The sequence below is a fragment of the Allopontixanthobacter sediminis genome (genome assembly GCF_009828115.1).
In the GTDB taxonomy this organism is placed as follows: domain Bacteria; phylum Pseudomonadota; class Alphaproteobacteria; order Sphingomonadales; family Sphingomonadaceae; genus Allopontixanthobacter; species Allopontixanthobacter sediminis.
On record NZ_WTYL01000001.1, the window covers coordinates 321,797 to 343,567 of the forward strand.

Below are 21,771 nucleotides of genomic sequence, written 5' to 3' on the forward strand. Positions count from 1 at the left end.
GCTCAATTGAGCACGGCGGCGGCCGGATTGCGGACGGCGTCGTCCTCGTCTTCTTCCTCGTCCTCGGGATTGAGCTTGGGCGCCAGTTCCACCAGCGCGGCGGACTTGTCGCCATCTTCGATCTTCGCGACCAGGTCACGCAGCTTCTTGGCCCGCTTGCTGGCGTGGGGATCGTTGATAATCGGGCTGAGCAGCGCAATCGATTCCCGGTTGCGGTCTTCGGTCAGCAGCAGATGCGCCAGCGCCGTGCGGATCGTGGGGTCGAACGGCGCCAGGTCATAAGCCGTTTCGAGCGCGATCAGCGCGGGTTCCGGCGGAGTTTCGCCCGCCAGCTGGTACGTCAGGTAATAGCCCTTGAGCGGATCGGCGTTGCGCGGATCGAGCCGGTTGGCGGCGGCGTATTGCTCGCGTGCAACCACGAATTGCGAAGGATCTTCCTCCGCCCGCTTCATCGCGATCCGGGCAAGGTAGATGTGCCCGCGGGCGAGCGAACTATCGATTTCGAGCGCTTTCTTTGCCGCTGTTTCCGCCCGGTCCAGGTTTTCCGCATCGAATTCCGCTTCCGCCACCGCCAACTGGACGGGAGCGCTGCCCGGGAAACGGGCAAGGAGATCGCGGGCGGGCTGGACCAGTTGCTTTGCTTCATCTTCGTCGACACCGCGGGTCGATTTGATGTGGAGCATCATCATTTCCGATTCCGCGTCGGTCATCTTGCGGGTCGTCGCGGTCGGCGGGGTGTAATCGGCGTAGGTGATTTCCATCCCCGGCGCCCGGCCCCGACGGTACCGGTCGAGATCACGGTTGAGTTTACCGAGATCGCCAAACGCGCCCTTGCCGGCGTCCAGGCTGCTGGCGCCGCCATTGATCAGCCTGAGGTATTCGCCAAGCTGTCCCTTCCGCTCGCCCGAGAAGGTGAGGTAATGCGACAGCATCCAGCCCATCGCGTAAATCTGGGCTACGTCTTCGCCGTTCATCTTTTCCGGCGGATCGAGCAGGCGTTCCACACTGTAGCTGTTGAGGTACTGCAGTACGAGGGCGCGATGGGTCGCCGGCGCGCCGAGCTTGAAGCCCTTGTCGGTAAGCTCGATCGTTCCGTAAACCTCGGCAAATCCCTCCCGGTACCAGGCCGGATAGGCAGCCGCGGCGTGCTGATACATGAAGTAATGCGAATATTCGTGGAACATGACCACGCGCGGGCTCAGGCTGTTTTCGTCGCTGCGCGTCCCCAATGTCCGCTGGCGCGGTTCCTTGACCGGGGAGAACGCGACCGATTGCCCGGCGCGCGGAATGAAGAACCCGGCCACGCCGCGTGAACCCGCAAGGCGGCCAATGTCGTTCGTATCGCCAAAGTGATACATGGTCAGCTTCGACGAGTCGGGGACCACTTCGGTATCCTTTGCGGTGCCGTACATATACCGCATCGCTTCGTCGAACCGCTCCAGATCGAGCGCGAGCTGGCGCGCCTCTGCCTCCGAACTTTCCGATTTGACGATGAAGTGGTCGGTCTTGGCTTCCCACCATTCCGCGGCAAACGCGGATGTGGATACGGCAAGCGACGCAAGAAATCCCAGTACAAAGCGCATGAAAACAGTCCCTAGTTTGCGATCCCGGATCGCATGGCCATGCAATTCACCCTTAGCTGGCCACGCGTAGTCGCAGCAGAATAAGCATACGCCCTTTTCAAAGGCAAACTTTCAAACGAAACTATATGGGTCGATATCCACCGCGACGCGCACTCCTTGCGGAAAATTCAGTTCGCCTAGCCAGTCGCGGATGATGTTCTGTACCTGGGCGCTGCGGCGCGCGTTGATCAGCAGGCGGTAACGGTAGCGGCCGCGCAGCAAGGACATCGGGGCGGGGGCGGGGCCGAGGATCATCACATCGGGCAGGCTCGGGCGAGTGCCGCCGATGGCGCGGGCGGCTTCGCGCGCTTCGGCCTCGTCTTCGGACGACACGATGATCGCGGCCCAGCGGCCAAATGGCGGCGCGCCGGCGTCGCGGCGGGCCTCGGTTTCCGCCGCATAGAAGGCATCGCGGTCCCCGGCGGCGAGGGCCGCGATCACCGGGGCATCGGGGTGGCGGGTCTGGATCAGCACTTCGCCCGGTTTCGCCCCGCGCCCTGCGCGGCCCGCAACCTGCGCCATCTGCTGATAGGTCCGCTCGGCCGCGCGCAGGTCGCCGCCTTCGAGCCCGAGGTCGGCATCGACCACGCCCACAAGCGTCAGTTCTGGGAAATGGAACCCCTTGGTGACCAGCTGGGTGCCGACGATTACGTCGATCATCCGCTCCTCCGCCTGCCTGACGAACGCAGCGGCCTTTTCCGGCGAGTTGAGCGTGTCGGACGTGACCAGCGCAACCCGCGCTTCGGGCAGGATCTCCGCCACTTCGTCCGCGATCCGCTCCACCCCGGGTCCGCAAGCGACCAGGCAGTCCAGCTCGCCGCATTCGGGGCACGCGGGCGGCGGCGTGGTTTCGTGGCCGCAGTGGTGACAGGACAAACGGTTGGAAAGCCGGTGTTCGACCAGCCACGCGCTGCAGTTGGGACACTGGAAACGGAACCCGCAATTGCGGCACAGGGTCAGCGGGGCATAGCCGCGGCGGTTGAGGAACAGCAGCGATTGTTCGCCGCGTTCCAGCCGCAGCTTCAATTGCTCGACCAGCCGGGGGGACAGCCAGCGGCCACGTTCCGGCTTTTCCTCCGTCAAATTGATGATGCTGACATCGGGCATGGTCGCGCCGCCGAACCGGCTGGGCAGTTCGAGCCGTTCGTAGATCCCGCTTTCCGCCATCTGCAGGCTTTCAAGCGCCGGGGTCGCGCTGGCGAGGATCACGGGCACCCCTTCGAAATGGCCGCGCATCACCGCCACGTCGCGGGCGTTGTAGCGGACCCCTTCGTCCTGCTTGAAGCTGACCTCGTGGGCCTCGTCCACTACCAGCAGGCCAAGCCGGGCGAAGGGCAGGAACAATGCGGAGCGCGCGCCCACCACGACTTTCGCCTCGCCGCTGGCAATCGCCCGCCACGCGCGGCGGCGTTCCGTGGATTTGAGGCTGGAATGCCATACCACGGGCGGCGTGCCGAAGCGGTCCTCGAACCGGCGCAGGAATGCTTCCGTCAGCGCGATTTCGGGTAGCAGGACCAGCACCTGCCGGTCCATCCGCAGCGCCGCGGCGAGCGGTTCGAAATAGGTTTCGGTCTTGCCCGAACCGGTCACCCCGTCGAGCAGGAAGGGCGCGAATTTTTTCGCCTCGACGGCTTCGGTGAAGCGGTCGGCGACGTCCTGCTGGTCCTCGCTCAATTTCGGCTGCGCGAAATCGGGATCGGGCCTTGGATAGGGCCGGTCGATGTCGACTTCGACCGGTTCCAGCGCGCCCTGGTTGACGAGCCCGCGCAGCACTCCCTCGCTGACGCTGGCGAATTCGGCCAGTTCGCGGATCGTTGCCTGTTCGCCCTGGAGTGCGTCGAGTGCGACGGCGCGCTGCGGGGTCATCCGCTCAGGCTCCGTCCCGGTCAGGCGGTATTCAATCATTGTCGATGGTCCGCGCAGCGCACCGCCAGACGCCAGCACCATCCGTGCCACCGAGGCGATCCGGGCGCAGTAATAATCCGCCGTCCATTCGATCAGCCGCCGCAGTTCCGGGCGCAGGGGGGGCACCGGGAGCACTTCGATCAGGGCGCGCAATTTGTGATCGGGAACGGAATCTGACGGCAGCCGCTCTTCTTCCCAGACGATCCCGATGATCTGGCGCGGACCCAGCGGCGCGACCACGACCGAGCCGGGTTCGACGTTCATGTCGCCGGGCACCTTGTAGTCGAGGGGCCCGAGTGCGGCGTTGAAATGGAGGAGTCTGGCGCGGTTCATAATGCTGCGGCCATATGGGCGCAGCTACAGTCAGGCGGCAAGGTGAGGATGCCCGAAATGAACGAATTAATCGAATTGCGGCCCGCACGACGCGGATTCCTGGTCGGTCTGTCGGCCACCGCGCTGCTCGGAGTGTCCGCCTGCGCGACGACCGGCGGTTACAGCTTTACCGAAGCGATCCGGCGACTTTTGATGGTGTCGAGCGAGAGAGCCTTTGCCCGGATGACGGCCGATGGCGGGTTCTGGGACCAGCAGGTCGCGCAGATCGGGTTTTCCGATTTGCTGGGAACGCGGGGCGACGTCCTGTCCTCGATCCTGTCCTCGTCGCTGTTCAAATCACGTCTCAATGATGCCTTTGCCGGGATCGCAATCGAAGGATCCTACCGCGCGGCGCCGGTAGTGGCGGACGCCGTGCGAGTAATCGGGATCGGAAATGCGGTGGCGCTGGTGCGGGGCGGGCCGACCGCGGCAACGTCCTTCCTGCAAAGCGAGATGAGCGGACAATTGATCGAAGTGCTGGTGCCCGAAATCGGCGATGCACTGCGCGTGGCACAGGATCCTTTGGTGGGTCAGACGCTGTCGGCGCTGACCGGCGTCAATGTGGCGCAGGTGGCAAACAGTTTCGGGTCGCGCGTCAACGATGTGATCTGGCGGGAGATCGCCCAGGAGGAAAGCGCCATCCGCGCCGACCCCCGTTCCACGCGCGATCCGCTGCTGATCGGAGTGCTCGGCGCCGGGCTCTAGACCTGACTTTAGAAAACCAGCCGGTGTGTGGGGGTGGTGAAGGGCGGCTGGCCCGCATATAGCGGTTCGCGAATCCAACTCGCCCACACCGGAGCCCACCATGAAATTCTTCGCCGACACTGCCGAGATTGACGACATCAAGGAACTGGCCGCTACTGGCCTGCTCGACGGGGTCACCACCAACCCCAGCTTGATTGCGAAGTCCGGCCGCAATTTCATGGAAGTGACGAAGGAAATCTGCGGACTGACCAGCGGACCGGTCAGCGCCGAAGTGGTCGCGCTGGATCACGAGACGATGCTGAAAGAAGCGGAAGTCCTGCGCAAGATCGCGGACAATGTCTGCATCAAGGTGCCGCTGACGATCGACGGGTTGAAAACCTGCAAGGCGCTGACGGGCGAAGGCACGATGGTCAACGTGACGCTGTGTTTCTCCGCCAACCAGGCGCTGCTGGCGGCCAAGGCGGGCGCGACATTCGTCTCGCCGTTTGTGGGCCGGCACGATGACAACGGCGTCAACGGGATGGAACTGATCCGGGATATCCGCACCATCTACGACAATTACCTGTTCGACACCGAAATCCTCGTCGCCAGCGTCCGCCATGCGACGCATGTGCTCGAAAGCGCGCTGATCGGTGCCGATGTGATGACCGCGCCGCCCAAGGTAATCATGGCGCTGGCCAACCACGTGCTGACCGACAAGGGCATCGAAGGCTTCCTGGCCGATTGGGCGAAGACGGGCCAGAGCATCCTGTAACACTGTGGCAGACGAAACCCCTCTCGACCGCTTCAAGCAGGCCCTGACCGGCGCCAGCCGCGCCCTCTCGCGTGAGCCGGAGGTCGAGGTGGCGTGGAGCGCGGACAATCCGGCGGCCAGCGGGAAAAGCTTCCGCGTGCCCTTGCCGGGCCGGAACCTGCCGCCAGAACAGGCACGGGAGGCACGCGGTTTCGCCGACAGCTTCTCGCTCAAGCTGCGCCACCACAACACCGCGCTTCACAGCCGCAACGCGCCGCCCGAACCGGTTGCGCGGGCGTGTTACGATACCGTCGAACAAGTCCGTTACGAAGCGCTCGGGGCGAACAATTTCAGCGGGATCGCGGGCAATTTGGATGCCGCGACAGAGCTGCGGACCGCCTCCGATCCGATCTCCCGCGCGCAGTCCGCTGACGATGTGCCGCTGCAATCGGCGCTGTCGCTGCTGCTGCGCGAGAAGCTGACCGGGCGTCCGATTCCCGCGCGCGCGCAAGCCGGTGTGGAGATGGTTCGCCATTTCATCGAGGAGCGCGCCGGGGCAGATTTCGAGGCGCTTGCGCTGTCGCTCGATGACCAGACCGCGTTCCAGTCGCTCGCGCTCGACATGCTGCGCCACCTCGAACTGACCAAGGACGAGGGCAAGGACGGCGGCGAGGACGACGAGGGCGAGGACGAAGAAGGCGGCGAAGACGAGGGCGAGGACGATAGCGACGAGGATTCCGGCCAGAACGAACCGCAGACTACCGAGATGGCCGGCGAGTCTTCGGAAAGCGAAGACGGCGAGGGCGATTCCGAGAGCGAGACCAGCTCCGAAGAGGAAATGAACGACGGCGAAGCGGGTGACGAGGGCGAGGAAGGCATGATGCCGGTCCGCCCCAACCGCCCGTGGACCGACTTGCCCGAACATTTCGATTACAAGGTGTATACCACCCGCTTCGACGAGGAAGTCGAAGCGAGTGAGCTGTGCGACCAGGAAGAGCTGGACCGGCTGCGCGCCTATCTCGACAGCCAGTTGCAGGGGCTGCAGGGTATCGTGACCCGGCTCGCCAACCGGCTGCAACGGCGGCTGATGGCGCAGCAGAACCGCAGCTGGGATTTCGATCAGGAAGAAGGCATTCTCGATGCCGCGCGGCTGGCGCGAGTGGTCACCATGCCCGGCCACGCTCTGAGTTATAAGGTCGAACGCGACATCGAATTCAAGGACACGGTGGTGACCTTGCTGATCGACAATTCGGGTTCGATGCGCGGGCGGCCGATCTCAATCGCCGCAATCAGCGCCGACATCATGGCGCGCACGCTGGAACGCTGCGGGGTAAAGGTCGAAATTCTCGGTTTCACCACGCGCACCTGGAAAGGCGGGCAAAGTCGCGAGGCTTGGCTGGCCGAGGGAAAGCCGGCCCAGCCCGGCCGCCTCAACGATTTGCGGCACATCATCTACAAGAAGGCCGACGAACCGCTGCGCCGGGCGCGCCGCAATCTCGGCCTGATGATGCGCGAAGGGCTGCTGAAGGAAAATATCGACGGGGAGGCGCTGCAATGGGCGCACTCCCGCCTGCTCGCCCGGCGCGAGGATCGCCGCATCCTGATGGTGATTTCGGACGGCGCGCCGGTCGACGACAGCACTCTGAGCGTCAACAACGCCGGTTATCTCGAAACGCATCTGCGCAAGACCATCGAATGGATCGAGAAACTGTCGCCTGTCCAATTGGTCGCCATCGGGATCGGCCACGACGTGACCCGCTATTACAAGCGCGCGGTGACGATCATGGACGTCGAACAACTCGGCGGCACGATCATCGAACAGCTCGCCGGCCTGTTCGAGGTAGAGGGCAAATGAACGTATCCGAAGCTGTCGCCACCCGTCGGTCCGTGCGCGCTTTTACCGATCAGGCCGTCGATCAGGCGATCCTGCAGCGGGTGCTGGAGAAGGCGCAGCGCAGCCCGTCGGGTGGGAATACCCAGCCGTGGCACGCAGCGGTGCTGACCGGCGAGCCCATGCAGGCGCTGTTCCGTTCGGTAGCCGACGTCCTGCCGCAGGGCCGCGCCGCGCATACACCGGAATATGACATCTACCCCGAGGACCTGGACGGCGCCTATGAACAGCGCCGCCGCGGAGTGGGGGAGGATTTGTACAGCGCGCTCGAGATCACCCGGGAGAACAAGGCCGGGCGGCTAATGTGGTTCGCCAACAATTTCCGCGCCTTCGGGGCTCCGGTGCTGATGCTGGTCCACACGCCGAAATACATGGGGCCGCCGCAATGGTCCGATGTTGGCATGTGGCTGCAGACCATCATGTTGCTGCTGCGCGAAGAAGGGCTCGACAGTTGCCCGCAGGAAGCGTGGGCGATGTATTCGGCGCAGGTCCGCCGGGCGGTGGCCATCCCGGACGACCACATATTCTTCTGCGGAATGGCAATCGGGTACCGCGATGCGTCTGCACCGGTGAACAATTTCCCCGTCAAGCGGGCAGAATTGTACGAAAGCGTCACCTGGCAGGGTTTCGACTGAAAACCTGATCACAAATACGCACTTAATGGGGGTTTTTGCCTGATTATGACTCGCGTTATCGTCTCAAACAGGTCTATGCCGGAGCAATAACAAAGCGGGGTCGCAGTGACGGTTAGTTCGCCATCTACGGCGGAACAATATCCTTGGGGGGATACCGGACTTGCGGAAAAATCAGTTCCTATTTTCGATTTTTGCGGCTGCGGGCGTGTTCGCGTCGCTGTGCTCCGCCATGCCAGCGGCAGCGCAGGAACGACCGGTGCTGCTACGCGAAAGCTTCCCGATCGGAGATGGCGGCGGCATCCTGTGCCAGGTACAGGACCGGAGTGTCGAAAACCCCGCAAAGCAGGGCATCTTCGACCGCAGCTGGGCGATCGTCTGCCGCGATAGCGCGCAGGCAGTGGCCAATGTCTACACCTTCCGCGATGCGGATGCAGACCCCTCCAGCCTTGTAATTCCGCTGCGGCGCGAGGGCGTCGATTGCAGCGCCGGTTCCCCCGCACCCTTCGCCGCCATTGCCGGCGCGCAGCGATCGCCTTGCACGATCTCCGGTACCAGCCTCGGCTGGTCGAGCATCCGCGTGACGCGGGGCAAGACCACCTACATCGCCGAAGGATTTTCCGCCTATGACGCGGCCACGGTGTTGGCGCTGCGGTCCGTGATCGACAATTCGGTGGCCGCCGGTACCATCGACGTGGCATCGACTTCCGTGTCCGACCCGCTGTCCTTCGCCCGCGCGCAAGCCGAATCCCTCAAGCCCGAAGCCGCCTTGGCGGAGGGATACCGCCGCAATCTCGGCGGCGAATATGCCGAGGCCGCCGCCTATTTCGAGACGCTCCAGCAGCGGCTCGAAGCGGACCGTGACAACACGCTCAATATCGGCGAATTCATCGTCAACCGCGCCTTGCAGAAATCCAATCTGGGCGAATTCAGCGTTGCCGACCGACTGTTTGGCGAAGCCGCCGACGAAACGCGGGGCGACATGGTGGCGGAGCGCCTGCAGCGCAATTTCGAGGCGATCCACCTGATCAACCAGGGCATGCTGGGGGAGGCGCTGGACCGGCTCGACCAGCCGCTCAGCGACGGGCTGGGCGGGATCGAAGCGTCCGATGCCGGTCTTGCTATCACCATTCCGATCGCGGAGCGGCTCAACGACGGGGATGGGGCTGGCGGGCTGCTCGGCTTTGTGGACGAACTGAAGCTGTCCCCGGAGGAACGCGCCACCCTGATCGACGCGCAGGCGCTGCAATTGCGCGGCACCGTGCTGCGGATCAGCGGCGACCTGGCGGGGGCGGAGAATGCGATGCTGGATTCCTACGGCAAGGCAATTGCCGTGCGGGATGGCCGGGTAACTTCGATCGCGCGGTTGCGGTCGCAGATCCTCGGCGAACTGGCGCTGGTGTCCGAAGGGCGTGGTAACGAGGGGCAGGCGGAAAGCTATTTGCGGAGCGCGCTGGCGTTGATCGAGGCGCAATATCCCGAGCGTCAGGCTGTCAGCGCAGCCAAGGCGCGGCTGGGTGCGTTCCTCCTGCGCCGGGGGCGCGAGGAAGAAGCGATCACCCTCTACCGCGCCGTGATCGACCAGTCGGTCGGCAAGCGGAACGCCATCACCGGTTTCTCGAACCAGTTGCGCCCCTATTTCCGGCTGATCGCCTACCGGGTGGAAGCAGACCCCGCCTTTGCCGAGGATTTCTTCAAGGCGACCCAGATCCTGGTTCGCCCGGGCGTGGCGGAAACGCAGGCGGTCCTTTCGCGTGAACTGAGTTCCAGTTCCAGCGAAGGGTCGCGGCTGTTTCGGCAAGCGCTCGACCTTGGCCGCGATATCGAGCGGCTCCGGATCCGGTTCCTCGCGCTGGGCAAGACGGACCAGAGCGCCGCGGTCGCCGCAGAACAGCGCGAGCTCGGCCTCCAGATCGAACGGCTCGAAGGCGAGCAGCTGCGCACGCAGGCGCAGCTCAACGACTACCCGCAATACCGGGTCGTGGCGCCGCGTTCGTTGTCGCTGGCCGATTTCAGGGCATCGCTGAAGCCGGGCGAAGTCTATGCGAAAATGTCCGTCGTCGGCGGCGATGCGTTCATGTTTTACACCGACCGCGATTTCGCCAAGGCGTACCGCATCTCCTCATCCGAAGCGGATCTCGATTTCGAGGTCGACATGCTGCGCTCGTCGATTTCCGCGCTCGAGGGTGGGCGCTACGTCACCTATCCGTTCGAGGTCGCCCTGGCGCGCGACCTGCACAAGGCGCTGTTCGGGCCGGTCGCGGACCGCCTCGCCGCAGCCGAACACCTGGTGTTCGAACCGGACGGTGCGCTGCTGCGTTTGCCGGTCGATATACTGGTCGCGGACGATGCCTCGGTCGAAAGATATCTCGCCAGTTCCAGCGCGGCGGACGGTGACCCGTTCGATTTCACCGGCATCGCCTGGCTCGGCCGCGACAAGATGGTCAGCACCGCGGTTTCCGCCCAGTCTTTCGTCGATGCGCGCAAGGCACCGCGATCGCGGGCGGCTCGCGAATATCTCGGGCTGGGGCGCAATATACCGATCGGGGCGATGCGGCCGACAGCGACACGGTCGGGCATCGCCGAAGAGGATTGCAGCTGGAACGCGGCCGCATGGAATTCACCGATCGACGACAAGGAATTGCTCATCGCGCGCAGGCTCGTCGGCGGGGGCGGTTCGATGCTGCTGACGGGCGCGGAGTTTACCGATGACGCGATCATGGGTCGGGACGACCTGCGCGATTACCGCATCCTGCATTTCGCCACCCACGGCCTCGTCACGCCGCCCAACGCGGCCTGCCCGGCCAAACCGGCACTGCTGACATCGTTCGGCGGCGAAGGTTCGGACGGGCTGCTATCGTTCGACGAAATCTTCGAACTCGGCCTCGACGCCGACATCGTCATCCTGTCCGCGTGCGACACCGCGGGCGGCGCCAGTATCGAAGCCACCCGTGCAGCCGGCGTCGGCAGCGGCGGAGGGACCTCGCTCGACGGGTTGGTGCGCAGCTTCATCGGTGCTGGCGGACGGACAGTGATGGCAAGCCACTGGCCGGCGCCGGACGAATTCGGCGCGACCGAGCGGCTGATCAGCGAAATGTTCACGGCGGGCCGCGATATGGGCATCGGCCTGGCGCTGCGGACCTCGCAGCAGCAATTGATGGACGATCCCCGGACCTCCCATCCCTTTTACTGGGGCGGCTTCGCAATCATCGGTGATGCCACTCGGCCGCTGCTGTCCGACGCGCCGCTTGTTGCCGCCCCTGCGGTAGCCGCATTATGAACGGGATATCTTCGAACATGACCGGAAAATTCGCAGCGGCGGTAGCGGTCCTGCTGGGCGGCACGGCCATGGCCGGCGGCGCGCTGGCGCAAACTGCGGTCACGCCGGCAACGCCGCCGACGCGCGAGGAAATCCAGCGCGACCGGCTGGAAGAAAGCCTCCGCACGGAAGGACAGTCGGTGGCCGTGGATGGGGCGGTCGAACGCGCGCCGTGTCCACTGGCTGCGCCCGAATTTGCCGGTCTCACCTTTACCTTCACGCAGGCGCAGTTCGGCGGTCTGGAAGCAATCGATCCGGCGATCGTAGCGCCCGCCTATGCCGGTCTGGCCGGGCAGGAACTGTCGGTTGCCTCGATCTGCGATATCCGCGACCGTGCGGGCACGCTGCTGCGGCAGCAGGGCTATCTGGCCGCGGTGCAGGTTCCCGTGCAGCAGATCGAAGGCGGCGTGGTCCGGTTCGATGTCGTGCTGGCGCGGATGAGCGCGGTACAGGTCCGCGGCGAGCCGGGCCCGTCGGGGAAACTGCTGCAGAAATACATCGACAAGCTGGTCGGCCAGCCGATTTTCAACATCAACGAAGCGGAACGCTACCTGCTGCTCGCCCGGGATATTCCCGGGCTGGACGTGCGGCTGACGTTGCAACCGGCGGCCAGCGAACCTGGCACGTCTCCGGGTGACGTGGTGGGCATTTTCAACGTCGAGCGCACCCCGGTGTTCGCCGATCTCGCAGTGCAGAACTTCGGCAGCAAGGATGTCGGCCGGTTCGGCGCGCTGGTGCGCGTGCAGGTCAACGGCATTACCGGCATGGGCGATGAAACAACTGCCAGCGTCTATGTCGCGGAAGATTTCGACGAGCAGCGCGTCCTGCAACTGGCCCACGATTTCCGGATCGGCGGCGAGGGGTTGCGGCTGGGGGTTAACGGCACCTTCGCATGGGGGCAGCCGGATATCCCCGGACCCGACCTGTTCGAATCCGAAACCCGGATCGTCAGCGCCTATGCCGGATTTCCTCTCCAGCGATCGCAAGCGAGCAATCTGGTGGCGACCGGCGGGTTCGACCTGATCGACCAGGACGTTACCTTCACCGACCTTCCCCTGTCGAAAGACCGGCTGCGAGTGGCTTATGCGCGGATCGATTTCAACCGGATCGACCGACCGAGCCTTTCCGGAAACGCCGGCTACAGCGCAGCGGAACCCCGCTTTGCCGTCGCCGGCGGACTGGAGTTCCGGCAAGGCCTTGACGTGTTCGGCGCGAGCGAAGGGTGCGGACCGGGCTTTGCCCTGTGCACCGTGCCGGGCGCGGAAGTGCCGAGCCGGCTGGACGGGGACCCGACCGCGCTGGTGGTGCGGGCCAGCGGCCGGGTGGATTTCAGGCCGACACCGAAGATCAAGTTCTCGATCGCCCCGCGCGCGCAATATTCGCCTGACGCGTTGTTCAGCTACGAACAGGTGTCCGGCGGGACTTACACCGCCGGGCGCGGCTATGATCCCGGCGCGGTGATCGGCGACAGCGGTTTCGGCGCGCAGGTGGAGGCGGCCTATGGTTCGCTGGTTCCCGGCAGCTTCGGCGGGGCCGCGTGGCAGCCCTATGTCTTCTACGATTTCATGGCGGCGGACACCAACAATCTGTCCGGCGGGCTGGATACGATCAGCTCGGCGGGCGGGGGTGTGCGGGCCGCATTGGGCGGCCGCATGCGCCTGGACGTATTCGGAGCGGTCCCGCTGGAACGCGCGCCGTTCCAGACCCAGCGCGGCGATGTGCGCCTGCTGATCAACCTTTCGGTCCAGCTGTTACCGTGGAGATGAGCGCGGCGCAGCAAACACGGCACTTCCAGTTCCGGACGAACAAACGGGTGGGCATATGATCAAGACCAACGGGCATCTGATGACACGCCAACAGCGCAATCGCTGGCTGGTCGGCGGATCTTCGCTTGCGGCGGCAGCGGCGCTGGCCTTCGCGCCCGGCCAAGCCTACGCCCAGAGCCTTGGGCCGAGCCGAGATGCGTTGATGCCGCGGCCGCCGGTGATGTCGCCGCGATCCCCTGACTTACGGCAGTTGCCGTCGATACCGATGCCGCAGGAGGTCAGCCTCCCGGCGGTGCGCCAGCCAGCCCGGATCACGCCTGCCGGGATTACGCTGGATGCGCCTATTCTGGCGCCAAGGTCGCTGACCCCGCCCGCGTCGGTGGTCAGAACTCCAGTGGCGAGGCCGATCGCTGCGCAGCAAATTCCCACCGGGGTTGCCAGCGCCTCCGTCCCGCTCGGCGGCGGACCCGTCATCTCCGCAGCCGTACCCTTCTCGAGCACCCCGGCGCCGAGCAATGGCGACACCAACACTGCCGGGATCAACGTTGCCGCATCGGCAAATTACTTCGCCTCGGAAGTCGATTTTCGTCCCGGTGCCGGACAGGATGTGGTGGAATTGTTCGCCTCCAGCGCGATCATCAACTGGACTACGAATATTGCCGGGACGGCTGGCGGCGAAGTCACCTTCCTCGGCTCTGGGCAGCAGCTCAACTTCACCAGCGCGCTCGGCGATTACACCGTGCTCAACCGCATTTTCACGCCTGCCATCGACGCAGCGGTGCGCATCGACGGGACGGTTACCAGCAGTACTTTTCTCGGCAGCGGGACCGGCGGTAACGTGTGGTTCTACAGCCCGGGCGGGCTGATCGTCGGGGCCAGCTCGGTCTTCAACGTAGGCAGCCTCGTGCTGACCAGCAGCAATCTGGACGCTATCGGTTCCACCATGAATTTCGCCGGCGTCGCGGAAGCGAATACCGCGGTGGTAATCGAATCCGGCGCGCAAATTTCCGCCCTGGAGCAGGACAGTTACTTCGCAGTCGTCGCGCCGCGCGTGCAGCAGGGCGGATCGGTCAACGTCAACGGATCGGTGGCCTATGTCGGCGCGGAGCAAGCGCAGCTGACCATCAATGGCGGCCTGTTCGACATTTCGGTCGGGGTCGGTTCCGGCGACGCCAACGGAGTGGTGCATACAGGAACCACGACCGGGTCCGCCGCGACGCCGACCGTCGATATGTTCGGCCAGGTCACCGACGCCGACGCGCGCGGGATCTACATGGTTGCCGTGCCCAAGAACGCCGCGATCTCGATGCTGGTGGGCGGCACAATCGGCTACCAGCCCGCAGAGTCCGCCTCGCTTGCCGATAACGGCAGCATTATCCTGAGCGCAGGGGCGGGCATCGCCGCGACGGGCGGCGCCGCCAACCCGGCAGCCGCAGTCGACACCGTGAATGCGGTGCCGGGCGGCAGCGTATTGGTGGAGGGCGCTTCGTTCACTTCCTCGGCCCAAATCTTTGCGAGCGATGCGGTCAACCTTACCGGCAGTGGGACCGGTTTGCTGTCTTCCGGCGGTGACGGACGCGAGGATTACGACATCGACGTCAACGCGGGCGGTGACATCAACCTGACGCTGGCGGACGATGCCGTGGTCGATATCCTCGGCAACCTGACCTTCCGATCAGGCGGGGACATAAATGTCGACCTGACATCCGCAGGCGGCGCGATGTTCGTCGGCGGGAACTTCACTCTTGAAACGCTCACCCGTGGTGCGGACGATTTCGCCACTTTCCGCGACAATGGCGGAACCGGCATCGGCGCGGACGCAGTGTCCGGCGCGATTGCCCTGACCGTCGGCGGCGGAACGAACCTCGATGTCGGGGGTAGCCTGCTGCTCAACAGCGCGGCGCAGGGCGGCAAGGGTGAAATTCGCAACGGGTCCGCCACCGCGGGCGACATCCTGGTGAACTTCGAAACGACTGGCTCGGTCGATATCGGCGGGTTCGTGCTGGTCAGCGCGCAGGCCCTGTCGGCTCAACTCGGCAAGGACGGCGGTAACGGCCAGGGCGGGATTGGCAGCGACAGCACCGCCGGAGACGTGACCCTGAATTTCGCCAGCAACGGCGTCAGCGCGGCGGGCCTGTCTGTCGATGCCAGCGCCGAGGCGAGCCTGGGCGACAATTCCGCGATCGCGCAAAGCAACGACGCCGCTGCAGGTGACATAGCGGTTAATGTCATGAGCAGTTTTAACCAGTTTGGTAATATCAATCTGACAGCTCGCAGCATCGCAGCGGCATCGTTCGACGCATCGGGCAATGAGATTTCCGGCCAGTCCGGACGCGGCTTGGTCAGCTTGACGGTCGCCAACACGGATACGTTGATGGACGTGTCCGGCAGCGCTTTCATCGATGTCTCGACCGAAGGGGTAGTTGCGCCGCCAACCGGCAACAGCGTCAGCGTAGTCGTGGACAATGTTGGAACGTCCGGTGGCCTGTTCATCGGGGGAACGCTTGGCATCGATACGACTGCAGGCGGCGGCGCGGCGACCGGTCTGACGGAAGCCGGTTCGGTGCTGCTGCAGGCGTCCGGCGGGCAGTTGGTTGCCGATTTCCTGGACATTTACGCCAGTGCATCGGAAGCCGGGCAAAGCTTTTCCTCCGCCGGCAGCGGCCAGGATTTCCAGGGCGGCGATGTAACCTTGCGGGCCAATGCCGGGGGCGAGATGAATTTCGCCTTCGCGTTCGTCGATACCGAGGCGACCGGCGCGTTGCAGACGGCCGGCAATGCCGCAGGCGGCGCGATCACGCTCGAAGCTGCGGACGGCACGATCACATTCCAGAGTTTTGCGAACCTGAGCGCCCGCGCCGCTGGTGGTGCGGGCACGAATCCAGCCGACGGCACCGCAGCCTTCGCGCAGGGCGGCGACATTACCGTCTCGATTTCGGGCGCGGGCGGTTCGATGAACCTGGCGGACATTTTCCTCGCTGCGGATGCCTCTATCCTGTTCGATGTCGAAAGCGGCAGCAGCGAGTTCAGCGGTGACGGCGGGTCCGCACAGGCCGGAGATATCGTGTTCAACCTCGACGGAGGCAGTCTGACCGCAGATTCCCTCGGGATCACCAGCAACGGTTTCGGCGGTGTAGGCGGGGGGCTCCCTCCCGGAACAGCTCCGTTCTCGACCGGCCTGCCGCCGGCCGGGGACGGCGGGCTGGGCCAGGGCGGCACGATCACCTTCAACCTCGACGGCACCAACATGACTGTCGGGAGCCTCGACATTCTTGCCGACGGGCTGGGAGGTAACGGAGCGTTCGGGGATTTCGAAGCCGGCACGCGCGGCGGGCGCGGCGGCGATGCGGTCGGCGGCACGGTTGTTTTCAACGCCCTGTCCGGCACACTCACCGCAGGATCGATAACGGTGGCGGCGCGCGGTAACGGGATCAACGGCGGGGGTGCGGGCGGTTCCGCTTTCGGGTCGGAAGGCGGCGACGGTGGCAACGCTACCGGCGGTAGCGCGACCTTCAATCTGACCGGCAGCGCGGTCATTGATGGGGGGACCGTGCTGGTCACCACCGACGGGTACGGCGGTCGTGGCGGCAATTCCTTTGCGACCGTCACCCAGACCGGGACCAACATCATCGGTCAGGACGCAGGTGCTGGGGGTAATGGCACCGGCGGTACCACCAACTTCAATCACGTCAGCGGCACGATCGATTTCACGTCGCTGACTGCCAGCGCCCGCGGGATTGGCGGAGACGGCGGCGGAAGTTTTGGTTTCTCGACCGGCGATGCGACCGGCGCCGGCGGCGCAGGCGGCAATGGCGCAGGCGGGATCGCGTCAATCAATCTCGATCAGGACGATGGCAGCGATCCGGTGTATTTCGTCACCGCCGACGCGATCGGCGGCGCGGGCGGCGGCGGCCTCGCCAGCGGTAATGGCGGTTCAGCCTCTGGCGGAACGGCGAATCTTGCGATCAACAATTCCGCGATAACGCTTGACGCCGCCACTATCTCGGCCCGCGCAACTGGTGGGAACGCTGGCTTTACGGACACTATTGGCGGCCTCGCCGGGGCAGGCGGCGACGCCGTCGGCGGCAGCGCCAATCTCGACATCGTCGGCGCGCTCGCTTCGGTATCCTCCTCCAATCCGTTGCAGATATTCGCTAGCGCGGCTGGCGGCACAGGTGGCGGCGGCGCGCCCGCCGCAGTCTTCGCCAATGGCGGCACCGGGGGAGCCGGCGGAAGCGCCGCCGGCGGCACCGCGCGCATCGGCGTAAGCGGTGCGGGAGCGAGCCTGACCGTCGACCCCGATCTTGCGGTGCTGTCGGCAGATGCCGTCGGCGGCGAGGGCGGCCAGGGAGGTTTCAGTTTCGATGCCATCGGCGGGGCGGGCGGCCAAGGCGGCGATGCAGTGGGCGGTGCGCTGACGCTTGAGGCCAACAGCGGAACTACCCTCACGATCTTCGATATATCGGGTACCTATGTCATGACCAGCGCGGGTATCGGCGGCGCGGGCGGACAAGGCGGCAACGGTGGCTTTTCGCCCGGTTCGGATGGCGGCATCGGCGGCAATGGCGGAATAGGCACCGGCGGATCGCCGACCCTCCGCGCAATCGGCGGCACGATCATCGGCGGCGACATCGTGTTGGCCGGTCTCGGGATCGGCGGCGACGGCGGCATCGGGGGAATGTTCGGTTCCGGTGTCCCCGGCCCTTCGGGCAATGGCGGAGCAGGGCAGGGAGGCAGCCCGGTAATCGAGCTGCTGGACGGCAGCCCGGGGATCGTCAACCTGGGCGATGTCGCGATCGTCAGTGCGGCAGCGGGCGGAACCGGTACCGTGACTGGCACCACGGTCGCCGGACGGATCGATATTCGCGACCTGTCGAGCGATGCGGGCGGGGTATTCAGTTTCGGTTCGTTGGTGGCCTCTGTATCAGGTGACACTGCGTCCCTGGGCGGCGGCTTTTTCCTGACCGGCGGCAGCGAAGCGAACACCGTCGTGGGCAACCAATCGGTCAATGTGGTCGGCGATATTTCGTACACGTTCGCAAGCGACGGGCAGCTGCTGGTTGGCGGCGCGACCGACCTGACCGCGACCGGCAGTATCCTCGTCACGCACACCGGCAACACTGGCGGGGCGGTGTCCCTTTCCAGCGGCGGAAATTTCACCGCTACGGCGGGAGCGGATTTCATCGCTGACGGGCAGTCGATCATCGGGAGCGGCGGCGCGATCACCATCCGCGCCGAGGGCGAGGCCGAGGCGAATGACCTGCGCGCGGTGTCCAACATCGATTTCTCTGCCGGGCGCAACGCGCTGGTGAACAACGCGTCGGTCACCGGTCCGCCGCTGACCGTCAACGTGGGTGCCGGGACGATTGTCCTCAACGGCATCGATATTCGCGCGGGCGGAAACAACGACCCCAGCTTCGAGCAGTTCGATCCCAATTTCAACGCGGCGATAACGGGTGACGTAACCTCGACCGGATTCGTGTCCGTCACGGCAGGAGGCAATGCGCTGTTTACCGCTGGTTCCAGCACGGTGTCGGATAACGGGCTGACCGTCAGGACGGGTGACGACATCCTGATCGCCAGCGGCGCGTTGGTGGAAGCCGGTGCAAACCCGGCCACGACCCCCAGCGCTGCCAATCCGTTCGCGAATTTCAACAATCTGGTGCTCGATGCCGGTGCACTCGCGCGTTCCGGCGAGTTGCTGGCCGGCCCGCTCACCCCGCTTGCCTCGATCGTTTCCGCGGGAACCATCGATGCAAACGATTTCGCGATCATCCTCACCGCGAACGCCATTGACGGTAGCGGCGGGGCGATCAGCGCCAGCTCGCTTGCGGCGGATATTGTGGATGCTCCCAATGCGGGCGCAGCCCAGGGGAATGACGCCGGACTGCTTGGCGCGCAGTGCGTTGAGGGCAACATCTGTCTTGGCTCGGTATCGGCGGACAACCGCATCGAAATCGGCCAGAACAGCAATAACGATGTGATCCAGCTGGTCGTCGAACAAGCGGCGATCAGTGCGAACGATGTCCTGATCACCATTCGCAACGACATCGTGATGGGCAGCGCCGGAATTCCGACCACCATCGACGCGGCCAATACCTTCTTCGCCGAGAGCCTGACGGGTGACGTCAATTTGCTCGATGCGGAGATCAACAGCAACCAGATAAGCATCTCCGCCGCGGGCAGCCTGCTCGGTAGCGGTTCGCTGACCAGTGCGAACGATATCGGCATCACCGTTGGGCAGGACCTCAATGCCCTGCTGATCGATACCGGCGGCCAACTGACCACTGTTGCAGGCGTCGGCGGCGCGCTTGAAGCGGAATACACCGTTGCCGGATCGATCAACGTCGGCACCAACAACCAGGGTGCGGCCGCCGCACTGCGCGTGGTCGCGGGTGCGGGCAACAGTTTCGGCGCTATCGGCCTTGCCGGACCGCAGGACATTACCCTGATCGCGGGTGACACCGGCGCGGGCGACGTTTTCCTCGGTACGGCAAACGGCGCGGCCAGCATCACCCTGAGCGGCGACAACGTCGGCTTTGCAGACCTGTCATCGGTCGGCGCGATCAACGCGTCAGCGACAGATGCCATCACCGGCGGCAATCTGGCGGCGGGCGGCGACGTCGACCTGGCGGCGCAGGCAATCGACATCGGTGATGTCACGTCGGGCGCTTCGGTCATCGCCAGCGCCAGCACCGGAAATGCCGGTTTCGGCACGGTGGATGCGGCGAATGACATTATCATCACGGCGGCCGGAACGCCGAGCCTGACCAACGCCGTCAGCGGCGGCAACACGTCCATCACCGGCAGCGGTGTGAGCCTGGCCAGCGGCACCATCGGCGGCGATCTCGCGCTTACTGCGACCACTGGCGATATCAGTGGTAATGGCGCCATCAGCGTGGCTGGCGGGATTATGCTGGATGCGGCGGGAGCCATCGGTTTCGGCACACTCACAGCGGGCGGCGGAGATTTTACTGCCGTTTCCGGCGGCGACATGTCCTTCACCGGGGCCGGCGCTGGGGGCACGCTGGACTTCACGGCTGGCGGTTCGATTGCCGCCACCGGCTCGGTGACGGGTACGGACGTGTTCCTGACCGCCGGGGACACCGTTTCGGCGGGGGCAGTGTCGGGCGATACGACCGAAATATTCGGGCCGAACGGTATCACGATCGGTACGCTCACGGGCGGCACCGCATTGCTTCAGGCGGCCACCGGCGCGGTATCCGTCACCGGCGACATCGACCTTTCGGGCCTGCTGGAGGCGGCTGGCCGCAGCTTGCTGCTCCGGTCCACCAACGGGCTGACAGTCCGGGCCACCGCGACCGCTGGCGATATCGACATCGTGGTGGCGGGCGACCTCGACTTGCGCGGAGTCAGCGCTGCGGGCGATATTTCGCTGACGACCAGCGGAGGTTCGATCGTTGCCAACGCAACTGTCGCCAGCGGGGTCACCACTCTGCCGCCCGGCGCGCAGGGGCCGCTGATGATCACGTCTTCCGGCGGCGACATCGCCATCAACGCGGCCAATGGTTTCACCGTCAACTCCGCGATCAGCGCCGCCAACGCGCTGACGATCAATGTCGGCGGGATCATCGATTTGGAGGCTGCTGCGAGCGGCGCGACCATCGGAGTGGTCGCTGGCGACATCAACATCGGAACTGCGGGCTCGCTCGGGCGGAGTGATCTGACGACCTCGATCACCATCAACACCGCCGGGAATATCGTGCTCGGCGGGGCCGCCAGTTCGCCGACGACCGGCGTCATGGGGATCGATAGCGGGGAATTCGCGCGCATCTTCAGTGGCGGAGATCTGGCTATTTCCGCGCAGATTGGCCCGCAAGGTGTGGGCGGCAACATCACCGTCGATACGCTGGACGTGCTGGTGGGGAGCGGAGCGGGCACCCCGCAAGCCGGCAATATCGGCCCGGCGGGCGCGCTCTCGCTCGATGCGACCGGTGCCATCGACATTATCGGCGCGGCCACGATGACGAACGCGGGCGCTGGCAACCTGTTCTCGCTAGTGGCGGGGCAGTCGATTGACGTCGAGACAGCCAGTGGCGCGTTGATCGTCCAGGATGCCAACGGCGGACTTGCCGGACAGTTGGAACTGGCCGCACCCGTCATCCGCGCGATCAGCGATGCGGCGGCGCAGGATATCAGCGGCGCTTCGATTGCCAACATCGACAGCCGGCTCGGCCAGAACGACGGCGCGGTGAACGATGCAGGCTATTTCTCCGCCGGGCAATTGTCCTTCACGGTGGACGATGCGCTGCTGATCCAGAACAGCGGCGCCGGTACCGAATTCGATGACCGCCGCGGATTTACGGCGGGCACCGTGACCATCAACACCGCCAATCCAGCGGCGGTGATCGTGGTCAACGGTACGGTGGGCGGGCTGACCGGGCTGGGCGCATTGTCGGCGGCCGGTGTGCCTTCGCTGTTCGATCCGGGGTCAACCATCAACGGCTGCTTGATTGCCAATCCGGCAAGTTGCGGCGCACCTCCGGGTTTCGACATTACCGTTCCGGGATTTCCGATCCAGGACCTGATCGAAGAGGAAATCGACCCGAGAGGCGATGATGAACCCGGCAGTGAAGATTTGTCGGGCGATGATCTCGGCGGCATCCTGGTCGACCTGCGCGAACCCTTGTCACAGCAGGAAGATCCGTTGCTGGACGATCCGGTAACCGGTGCAGGCAACGAGGATCTGTGGGTCTCCGGACCCGATTGCGAAGGCGTGGACGCCGACAGCGAGGCATGCCGGGGGCCAGGGGAATAATCCGGCCCCGGACCACTGCAATCTTGACCGCCGGCTTGCGCTGCGTG

9 protein-coding genes are annotated in these 21,771 nt (G+C 65.1%); 7 read left to right on the top strand and 2 right to left on the bottom strand.

Annotated elements, in window-relative coordinates:
* Positions 1-2 precede the first annotated feature (2 nt).
* Positions 3-1,583, bottom strand: a complete 1,581-nt coding sequence (locus tag GRI65_RS01765; RefSeq protein WP_160754816.1) for a tetratricopeptide repeat protein — start codon at positions 1,581-1,583, stop codon at positions 3-5.
* 111 nt (positions 1,584-1,694) lie between these two features.
* On the bottom strand, positions 1,695-3,860 hold the full coding sequence (locus GRI65_RS01770; protein ID WP_160754817.1) for a primosomal protein N': 2,166 nt from the start codon (positions 3,858-3,860) through the stop codon (positions 1,695-1,697).
* 57 nt (positions 3,861-3,917) lie between these two features.
* Between GRI65_RS01770 and GRI65_RS01775 the strand changes: the two genes are divergently transcribed.
* The 7 genes from GRI65_RS01775 to GRI65_RS01805 all read left to right on the top strand — a co-directional run bounded on the left by GRI65_RS01775 (position 3,918) and on the right by GRI65_RS01805 (position 21,724).
* A complete protein-coding gene (locus tag GRI65_RS01775; protein ID WP_160754818.1) occupies positions 3,918-4,604 on the top strand; it encodes a DUF4197 domain-containing protein in 687 nt (228 codons plus the stop codon).
* A gap of 100 nt (positions 4,605-4,704) precedes the next feature.
* On the top strand, positions 4,705-5,358 hold the full coding sequence (fsa, locus tag GRI65_RS01780; RefSeq protein ID WP_160754819.1) for a fructose-6-phosphate aldolase: 654 nt from the start codon (positions 4,705-4,707) through the stop codon (positions 5,356-5,358).
* Positions 5,359-5,362: 4 nt separating this feature from the next.
* A complete protein-coding gene (gene cobT / locus GRI65_RS01785) occupies positions 5,363-7,192 on the top strand; it encodes a cobaltochelatase subunit CobT (RefSeq protein ID WP_160754820.1) in 1,830 nt (609 codons plus the stop codon).
* Entirely contained in the window at positions 7,189-7,863 is a 675-nt protein-coding gene (locus tag GRI65_RS01790) for a nitroreductase (protein WP_160754821.1), read from the top strand. Before cobT ends, GRI65_RS01790 begins: the two co-directional genes overlap by 4 nt.
* 229 nt (positions 7,864-8,092) lie before the next feature.
* On the top strand, positions 8,093-11,140 hold the full coding sequence (locus GRI65_RS01795) for a CHAT domain-containing protein (RefSeq protein WP_160754822.1): 3,048 nt from the start codon (positions 8,093-8,095) through the stop codon (positions 11,138-11,140).
* Positions 11,141-11,157: 17 nt separating this feature from the next.
* Positions 11,158-12,945: a ShlB/FhaC/HecB family hemolysin secretion/activation protein gene (locus tag GRI65_RS01800; RefSeq protein ID WP_160754823.1), complete on the top strand. Its 1,788-nt coding sequence runs from the start codon at positions 11,158-11,160 to the stop codon at positions 12,943-12,945.
* Positions 12,946-13,000: 55 nt separating this feature from the next.
* A complete protein-coding gene (locus GRI65_RS01805) occupies positions 13,001-21,724 on the top strand; it encodes a beta strand repeat-containing protein (protein WP_160754824.1) in 8,724 nt (2,907 codons plus the stop codon).
* Positions 21,725-21,771 lie beyond the last annotated feature (47 nt).

What these genes read in the sequence shown, in the direction of transcription:
- GRI65_RS01790 (WP_160754821.1), top strand. Translation starts at nt 7,189, where the DNA reads ATGAACGTATCCGAAGCTGTCGCCACCCGTCGGTCCGTGCGCGCTTTT.
- GRI65_RS01775 (WP_160754818.1), top strand. Translation starts at nt 3,918, where the DNA reads ATGAACGAATTAATCGAATTGCGGCCCGCACGACGCGGATTCCTGGTC.
- GRI65_RS01795 (WP_160754822.1), top strand. Translation starts at nt 8,093, where the DNA reads ATGCCAGCGGCAGCGCAGGAACGACCGGTGCTGCTACGCGAAAGCTTC.
- GRI65_RS01770 (WP_160754817.1), bottom strand. Translation starts at nt 3,860, where the DNA reads ATGAACCGCGCCAGACTCCTCCATTTCAACGCCGCACTCGGGCCCCTC.
- GRI65_RS01805 (WP_160754824.1), top strand. Translation starts at nt 13,001, where the DNA reads ATGATCAAGACCAACGGGCATCTGATGACACGCCAACAGCGCAATCGC.
- fsa (WP_160754819.1), top strand. Translation starts at nt 4,705, where the DNA reads ATGAAATTCTTCGCCGACACTGCCGAGATTGACGACATCAAGGAACTG.
- GRI65_RS01800 (WP_160754823.1), top strand. Translation starts at nt 11,158, where the DNA reads ATGACCGGAAAATTCGCAGCGGCGGTAGCGGTCCTGCTGGGCGGCACG.
- GRI65_RS01765 (WP_160754816.1), bottom strand. Translation starts at nt 1,583, where the DNA reads ATGCGCTTTGTACTGGGATTTCTTGCGTCGCTTGCCGTATCCACATCC.